A 13780-nucleotide genomic window follows, 5' to 3' on the forward strand; every position below is an offset into this window, starting at 1 on the left:
TACATAGATGCGATAACACTTTCGAGTAAGATGCTGTTAGATTAAAATGATCGATACAATGTCAAATGTACCAAAAAGGAGCATCTGTGACGCACGCATCCACCCCGTCCAGCCAGTTGGTCATCGTCGTCGATTTCGGAGCCCAGTACGGGCAGCTGATCGCCCGCCGCGTGCGCGATTTGCACGTGTACTCGGAGATCGTCCCGTGCGACGTCACCGCCGAGGAAGTGCGCGACCTCGCGCCGGCGGCCATCATCCTGTCGGGCGGGCCGGCCAGCGTGTACGCCGAGGACGCGCCGTCCATCGACCCGGGCATCTTCGAGCTGGGCATCCCGGTTTTGGGTTTCTGCTACGGCCAGCAGATCATGGCCGTCACGCTGGGCGGCACCGTGGGCCATACCGACGCCGGGGAATACGGGGCCGCTGCTTTGACACGTTGCGACAAGGGCGCGTCTGAGCTGTACGGCGAGACGCCCGTCGAGCAGACGGTGTGGATGAGCCACCGCGACGCCGTGGCCGAGGTGCCCGCGGGCTTCGCGGTGACGGCGTCGACCGGCACGTGCCCCGTGGCCTCGATGGAGTGCGCCGAGCGGCGTTTGTATGCGACGCAGTTCCACCCCGAGGTGCGCCACACGCCGCACGGCGACGAGCTTTTGCACAACTTCCTGTTCGGCATCTGCGGCCTCGAGCCCTCCTGGACGATGGACTCCATCATCGACGACGCCGTCGAAGCCATCCGCGCGCAGGTGGGCGGCGACCGCGTGATCCTGGGCCTGTCGGGCGGCGTGGACTCCTCCGTGGTGGCCGCGCTGTGCGCGAAAGCCATCGGCAAGCAGCTGACCTGCGTGTTCATCAATCATGGCCTCCTGCGCAAGAACGAGCCCGAGGAAGTGGAAGAGGTGTTCACGAAGCAGTTCGACGTGGACTTCGTGCACGTGCACGCCGAGGACCGCTACGCCGCGCTGCTGGCCAACGTCGTCGAGCCCGAGCAGAAGCGCCGCATCATCGGCTCGCAGTTCTGGAAGGAGTTCTTCGCCGTGGCGGAGGACCTCGCCGAGGGCGGGCGTCCGGTGAAGTACCTGGCCCAGGGCACCATCTACCCCGACATCATCGAGAGCGGCGCCCGCAAGACCGGCGGCAAGGCGTCCACCATCAAGAGCCACCACAACCTCATCCCGTTCCCCGACGGCGTGTCGTTCGACCTGATCGAGCCCCTGGATCACTTCTTCAAGGACGAGGTGCGCGCGCTCGGCACCGCGCTCGGGCTGCCCGACCACATCGTGCACCGCCAGCCCTTCCCCGGCCCGGGCCTGGCCATCCGCATCATCGGCACGGTGACGCGCGAGAAGCTGGAAATTCTGAAGAACGCCGACGCCATCGTCCGCGAGGAGCTGGACGCCTACAACGTGCGCGTGTTCGAGGAGACCGGCGAGCGCAACTCAGAGCGCAGCGTGTGGCAGTACTTCGCCGTGCTGCCCGACGTGAAGAGCGTCGGCGTCATGGGCGACGAGCGCACGTACGCCTACCCCATCATCCTACGAGCCGTGGAGTCAAGCGACGCGATGACCGCGGACTGGGCGAAGCTGCCGTACGACGTGCTGGCGCGGGTGTCAGGTCGCATCGTGGCCGAGGTCTCGGGGGTCAACCGGGTTGCGTACGACATCACGAGCAAGCCCCCCGCGACGATCGAGTGGGAATAAAGCCGGACCGTATGTTTCTCGCTGCCGGAATGTCTCCGATTTTACAGAACCTAGAAAGAAGCGCTGGCATGAACTCTGAAGGATTGTTTAAACCCTTTTTGAAATGGGCCGGTGGCAAAAATTGGCTGATCAGATATCTGCCAACTATTGTTGGAGATTTGGAATTCAAATGCTACCATGAGCCTTTTTTGGGTGGAGCTTCAGTTTTCTTCTTCCTTAATCCCAACAAAGCCTTCCTGTCAGATTCCAATGTCGACTTGATTGACACCTATAAGGCCGTTCGATCTGATGTCGAGCTTGTGATTAGCCAAATAAAGTCATGGCCGATAAACGAAACGACTTATTACGAGATAAGGAGCCTGAAAGCCGAGGATCGACACATCCGCGCAGCACGCTTTATCTACCTCAATCGACTCTCTTTTAATGGAATATATCGAGTAAATCGCAGCGGAGAATACAACGTCCCCTACGGACATAGGGACAACTATCAGTTCGACTTCGATCGCATCAGAAAAGCCAGCGAAGCTCTTGCGAATGCATCAATTACCGCAGGGAGTTATCAGTCTTCACTTGAAAAAGTTAAGCGGAATGATTTGGTTTTCCTTGATCCTCCGTACACTGTCGCTCACAATAACAACGGATTTATCGCTTACAATAAGAAGCTGTTCTCTATTGACGACCAGTTTAATCTTAGAAAATATATCGAAGCCATCCGCTCGCGTGGAGCATATTTCATTCTAACAAACGCAGCGCATGATACGATAAGAGACATATTTGAAGGGTGCGGATCTAAAATTGAATTATCTCGGTTTAGCGGACTCGGCGGCAAAAAAGCCGAAAGACGAATTATCGAAGAGTGCATTTTTACAAACGTTCCAGAAGCTGACGAACGTTTGTCCAAACTGGCACTTTGAGTAAATGCGACAGGAGCAAAAAAATGACCAATTGGGACGCACTTGGCAAAGGATCAGATCTTAGACAATCTCAATTGGAGAGAAAACGCGCCTATATCGATACCAAAGAGCGCCGAGAGGCCATGGAGTCGCTTATATCCAAAGGATACGAACATATCTTCGACTACAAAAATCCCGACTACGTAAAAATGAGAAAGCCTAAGGCCTTTAATGTCTGCTGGGAAAATAAGGTGTGGCTCCTCTTTCGCAATATGGGCTTCGATATCATGAACAAAGACTCATCGTTTAAAATATCTTGCAGTAAAGAGAATCCCTGCCTGACTCAGCAAATTGATGTTTTTGCCGCCGATGATGAAACGGTGATCATAGTTGAATGCAAGTCAGCTCAAGCACCTGGCACAAGGAGAGATTTCAAACAAGAAATCGACGCATTCAAAGGGAATATGCAAGGCATCACTCAAAGCGTTAAAAGCAAATTCGGAAGAAAGGTACAAATTAAGTATATCTGGGCGACATCGAATATTACGCTCGGTAAGGATCTTGATCGTTTGAAGAACGCAGACATCGAGCATTTCGATGAAGAGACGATTGATTACTACGCTAAACTGGCACAACATCTAGGCTCCGCTTCGAAATATCAGTTATTAGGAAGACTTTTTGCAAAAAAGGAAATCCGGAACATGAATTGCGTAGTTCCTGCCATTCGAGGAAAAATGGGAGGACATACGTATTATTCATTTTCAATCGAACCTTCACGTCTTCTTAAAATCGGATACGTGCTCCATCGCGATGACGCCAACAACACCATGATGCCTACTTATCAACGAATCATTAAGAAGAAGAGACTTGAGGAAGTAAGGAAGTTTGTAAACCAGGGTGGATATTTTCCAAATTCCATAATCATCAGCATCGATGCTCCAAGAGGACTTCAATTCGACTTTAAAACAGACAAAGAGAACGAAGTCGAGGGTATTTCAAAGCTAGGGATGCTCCATCTTCCTAAAAAGTATTGTTCAGCATACATAATTGATGGCCAGCATAGGCTTTATGGATATTCCGACACGGTTTATTCTGACAACAACACCATACCAGTCGTCGCTTTCGAAAACCTAAGCAAGGAAGAGCAGTTACGCCTCTTCATGGAAATTAACGAACATCAACAAGCTGTACCCAAGAATCTTAGAAGCACATTAAGCGCTGACATTTTTTGGACATCAGAAGACTATGCAGAGCGCAGAAGATCCCTGCGATCGAAAATCGCTCAAGAGTTGGGAGAAGACCCCAGCTCCCCTCTCTTCAATCGAATTCTAATCGGAGAGAATACGAAACAAGGCAACAAGTGCATCACTATGAGCGCTATCGAAAACGGCCTGAAAGATGGCTGCTATTTCACCAACTTTAAAAATAATGAAGCTGCAGAAAAGATTGGATTATTTGATAACACGGCACCCGAAAACTCTTATGGACTCAATCTCGCCCTTCCTTTTCTAAAACTTGCTTTTGAATATTTCAAAAAGGCCTTGCCTGAAGAGTGGGAGCGAGGCGATCGCGAGCAAGGTCTTCTGACCAACAATACTGGCATATACGCTTTGCTACACATTTTTAGCGACGTTCTAGAGTTTTGCGAAAACAAACACCTCGCATGGGCGAAATTGAACTCGCCGGAAGAACTATTAAAGCATTCGAAGCCATTTTTCGAGATTATTGTAGATTTTTACAGAACACTTAACTCTGATTTAAGAGCAGAGATCAAAACACAATACGGAACAACAGGGTCTTCGAGACATTGGCGCTTTCTGCAAATGGCAATTCACAACCAGTTCAGCGAATTCGCTCCTGCAGGACTCGAAGACTGGTGGACAAACAACTCAAAACAATACAATACGAGCTCCGAAGAAATGATTAGCAAGATCACAGCTAGAGTGATCAACGAAGTAAAAACATTCATTGAAAGCAACTCTCTGAGCCTTCCCTTCGAAATTGAATCGAAAGTGCTGAAAATCAACAGTGAGAGAAAGGAAGCGGGATTGCCTCCAATTAACAGATGGGATATCTTGACGCTGTCTGACTGTTCGGTAATTGCTCATCATAAAAGTTATTGGTCCGAAGGGCTTAAAGAAATACTGACTCGCCCCTCCGAGCGAGGAAGAAAAGGCGGCACCAAGAACGCAAAAACCAAATGGCTTAACGATATGCAAAAAATCGGGAACAACATCGGCAAGCCGGGTTACAGCGTTTCTCAAATCAACTTCGAATACATCTCTTCAATTTACGACTGGCTAGTCTTAGAAAACAAAGAGGAAGAACCCGTCATGCACGCGGGCAATGCCTCAACTCTTCCGAATAATGCAACAAGCGAGCGAAACACACTGGGCGGCTTGTAATCTATCAGTTCGCATGTGACCTACGACGAATCTCCATCCATGTTAAACACCCACCGAAGAAGCAGCATTCATCACGTTACTATGAGATGCGCTCGAATTGTCATTCACCCCATATTCGCCATTTAAGCGGTGGACTCGCCGGCTCCTACACGCGACAATGGCCCCGCCAACCAATCGCGCCCCAGGAGGCCCATCGTGAACCAGATCGCAACCGGCATGTTCATCGCGCGCAAGCGCAAAGAGCTCAATCTCACGCAGGCGCAGCTGGCGGAGCGGCTCGGCATCTCGAGCAAGTCCGTCTCGAAGTGGGAGCGCGGCAAATGCATGCCCGACTACGGCATCGTGAACGAGCTGTGCGACGCCCTCGGCATCACCGTGAGCGAGCTCCTCGACGGCGAGGAGAACGAGCGCGAGAACCTGTGCATGTACGACAACGGCCAGATGATCGAGATGCTCGCCCGAATCCAGCGCCTCGAAAGCCAGCGCATCACCATCATCGCCATCGCGCTCATCGTGACGGGCATCGGCCTGCTCGCGCTATCGCCCCTGCTCGGCGGATCGGAGCCGAGCGACTTCCTTCGCGGCGTGCTGTTCGGCATCGGCGTCGGCACGATCCTCATCGGCGTCTTCCTGGCCACGCGCAGCATTTTCGAATACCTGTCGCAATCGTAGAAGTGCGTAATAAGAGCTCGCTCTTTTCGCGCCAGCACTCCTCGAAGAAACGCACAATTAGCTTCGTAGCATTGTTAATCTGCTTGCTTATAGACACTAAGCGCATTAGTCTTTTCAGAAGCATGCCAAACCTGATGACAAAAGCACAATGCTGGAGGAGGGTAATCGTGGCAATTCCCACACAATCGGAAATGTTTGGGGTTGTTTTGAGAGTCATGGGAGACGGGATTGACCGAGGATGGCGAGATGTACAGGACGATGTAGCCCGCGAGACCGGTTTAACCCAGCAGGAAATGGAAGAATCTACTCCAAGCGGTGTAGCAACCTACAAGAGCAGAGCAGACTGGGGAGTTTCTCATTTGCATCGAGCAGGCTTGGTCGATCGCATTTCCAGAGGCGTTTATCGGATAAGTGCCGAAGGTTTGAACATGCTCTCAGAAAAACCGGCTGACCTTGAGATATACAAAAGGACTTGCGAACTAATTAAGCAGAGAAATCCTTGGAACACTGCAAGAAACAAAACCAAATCAAAAATCGACGAATGCCAGAGCGAGGAGGAGATCAAGTCTCCTCAAGAGGCAATAGAAGACAGCATCGAGGAAATCAATTCTTCACTTGCAGATGAGCTTCTTGACACGATCCTAGATAAGGATCCACGGTTTTTCGAAAACCTCATTGTCGATTTACTTGTAAAGATGGGATACGGCCAAGGAAAGGCAACGCAATACGTTGGCGATAGTGGAATCGACGGCATCATCACTACCGATGCGCTTGGATTTGATCCAATCTACACCCAAGCAAAACGATACTCCAAGGATCATAGAGTCGGCAGACCCGAATTGCGGGCATTCGCGGGCGCGCTCGGCAACGTTACACGAGGCGTGTTCATTACTACGTCAAGTTTCAACTCAAGTGCGGTGGATTTCGCAAATAGGTATCCTCACGCAACGATCGTTCTGATTGACGGACAACGGTTGGCCGAACTGATGATCAAGTACGATTTAGGTGTTACCGTTGAAAGAAGTTTCCAGATCAAACGATTAGACATAGATTATTTCGAGCAAGCCTGACTATTCGATTCGGCACAATGATCGCGAACCGATTTCAACCGCGCGCAAAGGAGGGCCATGGACGAGAACGCACCTGACACCTTGGACTCGCAGCCTCGGGACAAGGGCCCCGCGAGTAAACCTTCGCACGACGCGTCTGCTCCGATCAAGACCGCGGCCGAGTACGCTGGAACCTTCAACAAAGCCGTCGATGTTGCTGAGAAGGTGCTGCGCTTCGCGCCCTTGCCTGCCGGCGCCAAGCGCGTGGCAGCCCGTGCCATGCCCACAGTGAAGAAAGCGGCGAAGGTCGCGCCTATGGTGGCTCCGGTCGCCGAGCCCTACGTTCGAAAAGCGGTAGCGAAAGCCAAAGGGGTTGCACCCGAGGTCGCTCAAGCGGCGAAAACCAGGGCGAAGACAGCCGCCGGCCACATACGCGCAACGGCTCCCAAGCTGGGGCACGCGGTGTCCGACGGCGCGAAGACCGCCGCAACCCGCGTGCACGAAGACGCTCCCAAGCTCGGCCATGCTGCCGCCGACAAGGCCTCGCGCATCGCCGGCAAGCTCAAGCGCAAAAACAGCGACAGCAGCAACCCGCCTCCTTCTTCATGATAAAATCCTCGGACAAGCATCAAACGACGAGACATCCTTGAACGGAGCATCATGATCAAAGAACTGGTAAAGGACGAAGCCATCCTCTCGCAGCCGTGCACCCCCGCCACGGCCGAGGACGCGCAGGTGGCGGACGACCTCGTGGAAACGCTGACGTCGATGGACAGCGCCGCTTGCTTGGCAGCGAACCAGATCGGCACCACGACCTGCATTATCGCGTACCTGGACGACGACGATCAGCCGCACACCATGTACAACCCGCGCCTGTTGCAGGCGCTCGGCGCGTTCAAGACGGTCGAAGGGTGCCTGTCGCTGGAGGCCGACTCCAAAGTAACGCGCTTCGACCGCGTCAAGGTCGGGTACGACGAGCTGGTCGACGGCGAGCTGAAACCGCGCAAGAAGGATTTCACCGGCTGGACGGCGCAGATCATCCAGCACGGCATCGACCACTGCAAGGGCAAGCTGGTCTAGCCGCATGGACAAGAAGCCGAACGCCGCCGAGCGCCCTTTGCCGCCCAAGCTCAACCGCGCCCTGCGCGGCGGCTTGGGCCCGAACAAGGCATCGGACCACAAAGGCGGCATCAGCCGACAGGGCTCCAAGCGGGGGTAACGAACCTCGTCGTCTTGGCAACATCGTCTTGTCACAGCGCTGTCTTCGCTTCGCAAGCGTACAATCGGCACGTACGCATACACGCGGAAAGAAGCCCCCTATGACGAACCGCACCGTGAAGCTTCCCGACGGGACGCGCGTGCCCGCCATCGGGCAGGGCACGTGGCATATGGGCGACGACCCTGCCCGGCGCGCGAGCGAGATCGAGGCGCTGCGCACGGGGGTCGCGTGCGGCATGACGCTCATCGACACAGCCGAGATGTACGGCGAGGGGGCTGCCGAGCGGCTCGTGGGCGAGGCCATCGCCCCGCTCGACCGCGACGAGCTGTTCCTCGTGTCGAAGGTCTACCCGCACAACGCCGGGCGCGCGCACATCTTCGACAGCTGCCGCGCTTCGCTCGACCGGCTCGGCACCGGCGCGCTCGACCTCTACCTGCTCCATTGGCGCGGCGACGTGCCCCTCGCCGAGACGGTGGCCTGCATGGAAGAGCTGCGGGCCGAGGGGCTCATCCGCCGCTGGGGCGTGTCGAACTTCGACGCGGCCGACATGGAGGAGCTCATGAGCGTGCCGGGCGGCGGCGCGTGCGCCGTCAATCAGGTGCTCTATCACCTGGGATCGCGCGGCATCGAGTTCGACCTCGCGCCCTGGCAGGCCGCGCGCGGCATCCCCCTCATGGCGTACTGCCCGCTCGCGCAGGCCGGCCGCCTCGCCCGCGCCCGCGGGCTGCTGCAGGATCCGGCCGTCGCCGAGGTGGCTGCGCGCCACGATGCCACGCCCGCGCAGGTGCTGCTCGCGTTCGCCATCCGCTCGGGCAACGTCGTCGCCATCCCCAAGGCCGCCGCGCCCGAGCACGCCCGCGACAACGCCGCCGCGCTCGATCTGCACCTCACCGGCGACGACCTCGCGCTGCTCGACCGCCGCTTCCCCGCACCTGCGCACAAGATGCCGCTCGACATGGAATAGGAGGGCCGCATGAGGACGTTCATCGCGCTCGACCTGCCGCCGGACTTCGCCGACGACGCGGCCGCGCTCGCCCGTAGGTTGAGCGCGTCGATGGAGGGGCGATTCCTGCCGCGCGACACCTACCACCTCACGCTCGCCTTCCTCGGCGACGTCGGCGAGACGCAGCTCGCCGCCGCGACCGACGCGCTGGAAGCCGCCTGCACCGGCGCGTCCCCCGTTCCGCTGCGCAGTGACGGCCTGGGGAAATTCGGCCGCGCTAGCGACGCGACCCTGTGGCTCGGCATCGCCCCCGCGCCCGAGCTCAAACAGCTGGCAACGCGCCTCCGCGACGAGCTGCGCGACCGCGACGTGCCCTTCGACGCCAAGCCGTTCAAGGCGCACCTCACCCTCGCCCGCCGCGCCCGCATCCCGCACGTCGGCCTGCCCCATCTGGCATTTCCCCAAGACGACGAAGCCGTCGCCGTCACGCTGTACAAGAGCACGCTCGACCGCGTAGGCGCCATATACAAGCCGTTGCGCACGGTGCGCCTCGGCACTGGTCACGCCGAGGGCGAGGACGCCTAGCCCTCCTCCACCGCCCGGTCGTGGTTCACCACGCGGTAGAACAGGTCGCGGACCTCGTCGGGATCGCTCGTCTGGCCGAGCACCCACATGGTCTTCGCCACGAGCGCCTCGGTGGTCATGTCGCCGCCCTTGAGGATGCCGCGATGACCCGCATACGCGCGCCCGACCTCGTACACGCCCAGGTCGCAGCCCTCCTCGGGCACCTGCGTGGTCACGACCAGCGTGCGCCCGGAGTCCACCCAGTCGAAGATGGCGCGGCGGTAGTCGCCGTAGTCGGGGATGCCGCCGATGCCGAACGTCTCGAGGATGACGGCGTCGTAGTCGCGCTTGAGCAGATCGAAGATGCTCGGGTTCATCTCGGGCGTCAGCTTGAGCACGAACACGCGCTCGTTCATCCGATCGTACACGCGCGGCTCTCCGCACCCGCCCGCGCACGTGACCGGCGCCCCGGCCCGCACGACGCGCCCGCCGCGCACGAGGGCGATCTCGGGGAAGTTCACGCTGGTGAACGCGTTGAAGCTCATCGTGCGCTGCTTGCGCGCCCGCGTGCCCGCGATCACCGCGCCGCCGAACACGACGGACACGTCGCACGATCGGTCGTCGCAAGCGAACAGCAGGCTCTGGTACACGTTGAGCTTCGCGTCGGTGAAGGGGCTGGCCATGGGCTGCTGCGAGCCGGTCAGCACGATGGGCTTCGGGCTGCCCTGCACCAGGTAGGACAGCGCGGCGGCCGTGTAGGCCATCGTGTCGGTGCCGTGCAGCACCACGAACCCGTCGTAGGCGTCGTAGGCGCCCACGATCTCGTCGCGGATGCGCATCCAGTCGGCAGGGCGCATGTTCGTGCTGTCGATGTTCATCGGCTGCACCACGTCGAAGTCGCACAGCCCCTCGATCTCGGGGACGTAGCGCGCCAGTTCCTCGCCTCCGAGGGCGGGCGCAAGGCCGTGCCCGTCCTCCACCGACGCGATGGTCCCGCCCGTCGCCACCAGCAGTATCTTCTTCATGTCGTCGCTTTCCTCCGCTCAACCGTTCCGGACACAGTGTAGCATTCCGAACGCGCGCCCCGGCCCCCATCGCGCGCACCTTGCGGTATCATGGGAAACCGCACGTAACGACCGAAGGTAAGAAGGGGCGAACATGGAGGAGAAAACCACCGAGGCTGCCAAGAAGGGCAATGTCAAAGCGCTGCTGCCGATCGGGGTGTTTTTGGTGTGCTACCTGGGGCTCGGCATTCTGTTCGAGTACGGGATGGGCATACCCATGGGGTTCTACAGCATCCCCGTCGTCGTGATCTTCCTGCTCGCGCTGCTCGTGGCATGCTTCCAGAACCGGGGCCTCCCCTTCGACGACAAGCTCGTCATCATGGGCCGCGGCATGGGCGACAAGACCATCGTCACCATGGTGCTCATCTTCATGGTGGCCGGCATCTTCGTGGGCACCGTGGGTCGCGACAGCGCTGAAAGCGTGGCCTACCTGCTGCTTTCCGTCGTCCCCGTGCAGTTCGCCGTGGCCGTGCTGTTCGTGGTGAGCTGCTTCGTGTCGCTGTCGATGGGCACCTCGGTGGGAACCATCACGCTCATCACGCCCATCGCCGTGGCGGTATCGGCCGCGTCCGGCTTCAGCCTGCCGCTGTGCGTCGCCAGCGTCATGGGCGGGGCTATGTTCGGCGACAACCTCTCGTTCATCTCCGACACCACCATCGCGGCCTGCCAGGGCCAAGGTTGCCAAATGAAGGACAAGTTCCGCGAGAACTTCAAGATCGCCCTGCCGGCGGCCGTCGTGTCGCTCGTCATCATCCTCGTGCTGTCGTTCGGCGCGGATCTCGGCGGCAGCGTCGTGCACGAGTACGACCTGGTCCAGCTCATCCCCTACCTCATCGTTCTCGTCGGCGGCATCATCGGCGTGAACGTGTTCGTCGTGCTGCTGCTGGGCATCCTGTCGGGCTCCATCATCATGGTGGCCACGGGCGCCACCGCCGCCACCGACCTCCTCGCCAACATGGGCTCGGGCGCTGCGGGCATGTTCGAGACGACGATGGTGGCGCTGCTCGTGTCGGCCATCTGCGCGCTCATCCGCGAGTACGGCGGCTTCGTGGCGCTGCTGAACGGCATCAAGAGCCTGTTCAAGAGCAAGAAGGGCGGTCAGCTGGGCATGGGCCTGCTCGTGGGCGCCATGGACATCGCCACCGCGAATAACACCGTGGCCATCGTCATCTCGAACCCCATCGCGGCCGACATGGCGAAGACGTATGGCATCTCGAAGCGCAAGACGGCGTCGCTGCTCGACACGTTCTCGTGCGTGTTCCAGGGCATCCTGCCTTACGGCGCGCAGATGCTCGTGGCCATCTCCGCCGCCACCGAGCTGGGACACGCGGTGTCGGCGTTCCAGATCATCCCGTTTCTGTTCTATCCCTTCCTGCTGCTGATCAGCTCGCTCGTATTCATCTTCCTGGTGCCCGACAGGGCCGATAAGCAGAACTAGTTGCGGGCGCGGCGAATCCGGTGCCGCGCCCGAGCTCGCAACTCGTGCAGAAACCGCGAATCGTGCGCGCGCCCGGTTCCTTCGGGCCGCTGAGAGCCGTATACTGAAATCTTTGTTGGCACGGACGGGCAACGGGCAAGACGAAAGGCAAGCAATGGGCGGATTTTTTGGGGCGGCGGCGCACCACGACGTGGTGCTGGACGTGTTCTTCGGCGTGGACTACCACTCCCACCTGGGAACGAAATGCGCAGGCATGATCTTCCACGACGCCGAGGAAGGCTGCTTCCAGCGCGAGATCCACTCGATCGAGAACACCCCGTTCCGCACGCGCTTCGAGGACGACCTGCAAGGCTTCCACGGATGCAGCGGCATCGGCTGCATCAGCGACACCGACCCGCAGCCGCTGCTCGTGCGCTCGCACCTGGGCACGTTCGGCATCACCACCGTGGGCGCCATCAACAACGCCGAAGAGCTGGTGGAAGCCAACTTCGCCAGCGGCGGACGGCAGTTCATGGCCATGAGCTCGGGGAAGGTGAACACCACGGAGCTCGTCGCCGCGCTCATCAACCAGAAGGACGATTTCGTCTCGGGCATCAAGCACGCGCAGGAATCCATCGACGGGTCGCTCACGCTGCTCATCATCACCCAGGACGGCCAGATCATCGCCGCGCGCGACAAGATGGGCCGCCTGCCCGTGCTCATCGGCAAGAGCGAGGACGGCTTCTGCATCTCGTTCGAGTCGTTCGCGTACCACAAGCTGGGCTTCCGCGACGAGTACGAGCTGGGCCCCGGCGAGATCGTGCTCGTGAACCCCGACGAGTACCGCACCATCTCCCCCGCCGGCGACAAGATGAAGATCTGCGCGTTCCTGTGGGTGTACTACGGCTACCCGAACTCGAACTACGAGGGCGTGAACGTCGAGGTCATGCGCTACCGCAACGGCGCCATCATGGCACGCGACGAGGCGGCCGACGGCGGCGTACCCGCGCTCGACTACGTGGCCGGCGTGCCCGACTCGGGCGTGCCCCACGCCATCGGCTATGCGACGGAGTGCAAGACCCCCTTCGCCCGCCCGTTCATCAAGTACACCCCCACGTGGGCGCGCTCGTTCATGCCGAGCAACCAAGAGGTGCGCAACCGCGTGGCGAAGATGAAGCAGATACATATCCCCGAGCTGATCAGCGACAAGAAGCTGCTGTTCGTGGACGACTCCATCGTGCGCGGCACGCAGCTGCACGAGACGGTTGACTTCCTGTACAAGTGCGGCGCCGAGGAAGTGCACATGCGCTCGGCCTGCCCGCCCATCATGTTCAGCTGCAAGTACCTGAGCTTCTCCAGCAGCCGCTCCGATATGGAGCTGCTCGCGCGCCGCGTGGTGCACCAGCTGGAAGGCGACGAGGGCGCGCAGCACCTCGACGAGTATGCCGACGGTTCCACCGAGCGCGGGAAGTGCCTGCTGCGCTCCATCTGCGAGCAGATGCGCTTCGACTCGCTGGGCTATCAGTCGCTCGACGGCATGCTGGAAGCCATCGGCATCGACCCCGAGAAGGTGTGCACGTACTGCTGGACCGGCAAAGAGTAACCGCGCCGGATTCGCGCGACCCGCTTCGACCCGCAAAGCCCGACGCATCGCCGTCGGGCTTTTTCGTGGCAGCGAGACGGAGGGGCGGGCAGTGAGACAGAGGGACGGGGTAATTGTCTCATCTTGCGAGCAAAAATGAGACAATTACCCCGTCCCTCTGTCTCACTGCCCGCCCCTCCGTCTCGCCCCTATCTCATGTCCCTATAGTGGGACAGGTGTGCCCCGCTCCTCCGGTATCATGCACGGTATGA

General features: G+C 58.8%; 13 protein-coding genes. 12 read left to right on the plus strand and 1 reads right to left on the minus strand.

What is annotated here, in order from left to right; translation table 11 throughout:
- The first annotated feature begins 86 nt into the window (after positions 1-86).
- The 10 genes from guaA (at position 87) to thpR (ending at position 9466) form a co-directional block, all read left to right on the plus strand.
- Positions 87-1700 carry a glutamine-hydrolyzing GMP synthase gene (guaA, locus tag C1A15_RS14115; protein ID WP_425430950.1) on the plus strand — a complete coding sequence of 538 codons (1614 nt, stop codon included), beginning with the start codon at positions 87-89 and terminating at the stop codon, positions 1698-1700.
- Positions 1701-1768: 68 nt separating this feature from the next.
- Entirely contained in the window at positions 1769-2614 is an 846-nt protein-coding gene (locus C1A15_RS14120; RefSeq protein WP_101723154.1) for a DNA adenine methylase, read from the plus strand.
- A gap of 23 nt (positions 2615-2637) precedes the next feature.
- Positions 2638-4998, plus strand: coding sequence for a DGQHR domain-containing protein (locus C1A15_RS14125; protein WP_101723155.1), 2361 nt, complete (start codon positions 2638-2640; stop codon positions 4996-4998).
- A 195-nt stretch (positions 4999-5193) separates the two neighbouring features.
- Entirely contained in the window at positions 5194-5670 is a 477-nt protein-coding gene (locus tag C1A15_RS14130; RefSeq protein ID WP_101723156.1) for a helix-turn-helix domain-containing protein, read from the plus strand.
- 167 nt (positions 5671-5837) lie between these two features.
- Positions 5838-6740 carry a restriction endonuclease gene (locus tag C1A15_RS14135; protein WP_101723157.1) on the plus strand — a complete coding sequence of 301 codons (903 nt, stop codon included), beginning with the start codon at positions 5838-5840 and terminating at the stop codon, positions 6738-6740.
- A 57-nt stretch (positions 6741-6797) separates the two neighbouring features.
- On the plus strand, positions 6798-7328 hold the full coding sequence (locus tag C1A15_RS14140; RefSeq protein ID WP_180953113.1) for a hypothetical protein: 531 nt from the start codon (positions 6798-6800) through the stop codon (positions 7326-7328).
- Positions 7329-7379: 51 nt separating this feature from the next.
- Complete coding sequence (locus C1A15_RS14145) at positions 7380-7799, plus strand: peptide deformylase (RefSeq protein WP_101723158.1); 420 nt, start codon at positions 7380-7382, stop codon at positions 7797-7799.
- A gap of 4 nt (positions 7800-7803) precedes the next feature.
- Positions 7804-7938, plus strand: coding sequence for a hypothetical protein (locus C1A15_RS17365; protein WP_281254142.1), 135 nt, complete (start codon positions 7804-7806; stop codon positions 7936-7938).
- Positions 7939-8038: 100 nt separating this feature from the next.
- Positions 8039-8902, plus strand: a complete 864-nt coding sequence (locus C1A15_RS14150) for an aldo/keto reductase (RefSeq protein WP_101723159.1) — start codon at positions 8039-8041, stop codon at positions 8900-8902.
- A 9-nt stretch (positions 8903-8911) separates the two neighbouring features.
- Positions 8912-9466, plus strand: a complete 555-nt coding sequence (gene thpR, locus C1A15_RS14155; RefSeq protein ID WP_101723160.1) for an RNA 2',3'-cyclic phosphodiesterase — start codon at positions 8912-8914, stop codon at positions 9464-9466.
- On the opposite strand, the gene C1A15_RS14160 is transcribed toward thpR, so the two are convergent.
- Positions 9463-10470 (minus strand): asparaginase, encoded by a 1008-nt coding sequence (locus C1A15_RS14160; RefSeq protein WP_101723161.1) that lies wholly within the window; start codon positions 10468-10470, stop codon positions 9463-9465. The genes thpR and C1A15_RS14160 overlap by 4 nt on opposite strands.
- Before the next feature lie 133 nt (positions 10471-10603).
- Between C1A15_RS14160 and C1A15_RS14165 the strand changes: the two genes are divergently transcribed.
- Together C1A15_RS14165 and C1A15_RS14170 are read left to right on the plus strand one after the other, a co-directional pair.
- Complete coding sequence (locus tag C1A15_RS14165; RefSeq protein ID WP_101723162.1) at positions 10604-11947, plus strand: Na+/H+ antiporter NhaC family protein; 1344 nt, start codon at positions 10604-10606, stop codon at positions 11945-11947.
- 154 nt (positions 11948-12101) lie between these two features.
- Entirely contained in the window at positions 12102-13529 is a 1428-nt protein-coding gene (locus tag C1A15_RS14170) for an amidophosphoribosyltransferase (protein WP_101723163.1), read from the plus strand.
- Positions 13530-13780: the final 251 nt, after the last annotated feature.

Origin of the sequence: Eggerthella timonensis (assembly GCF_900184265.1) — a bacterium.
GTDB classification, from domain to species: Bacteria; Actinomycetota; Coriobacteriia; order Coriobacteriales; family Eggerthellaceae; genus Eggerthella; species Eggerthella timonensis.

Coding starts and splice junctions, on each gene's coding strand:
- C1A15_RS14160 (WP_101723161.1), bottom strand. CDS start 10,470: ATGAAGAAGATACTGCTGGTGGCGACGGGCGGGACCATCGCGTCGGTG.
- C1A15_RS14125 (WP_101723155.1), top strand. CDS start 2,638: ATGACCAATTGGGACGCACTTGGCAAAGGATCAGATCTTAGACAATCT.
- C1A15_RS14145 (WP_101723158.1), top strand. CDS start 7,380: ATGATCAAAGAACTGGTAAAGGACGAAGCCATCCTCTCGCAGCCGTGC.
- C1A15_RS14165 (WP_101723162.1), top strand. CDS start 10,604: ATGGAGGAGAAAACCACCGAGGCTGCCAAGAAGGGCAATGTCAAAGCG.
- C1A15_RS14120 (WP_101723154.1), top strand. CDS start 1,769: ATGAACTCTGAAGGATTGTTTAAACCCTTTTTGAAATGGGCCGGTGGC.
- C1A15_RS14140 (WP_180953113.1), top strand. CDS start 6,798: ATGGACGAGAACGCACCTGACACCTTGGACTCGCAGCCTCGGGACAAG.
- C1A15_RS14150 (WP_101723159.1), top strand. CDS start 8,039: ATGACGAACCGCACCGTGAAGCTTCCCGACGGGACGCGCGTGCCCGCC.
- C1A15_RS14170 (WP_101723163.1), top strand. CDS start 12,102: ATGGGCGGATTTTTTGGGGCGGCGGCGCACCACGACGTGGTGCTGGAC.
- C1A15_RS17365 (WP_281254142.1), top strand. CDS start 7,804: ATGGACAAGAAGCCGAACGCCGCCGAGCGCCCTTTGCCGCCCAAGCTC.
- thpR (WP_101723160.1), top strand. CDS start 8,912: ATGAGGACGTTCATCGCGCTCGACCTGCCGCCGGACTTCGCCGACGAC.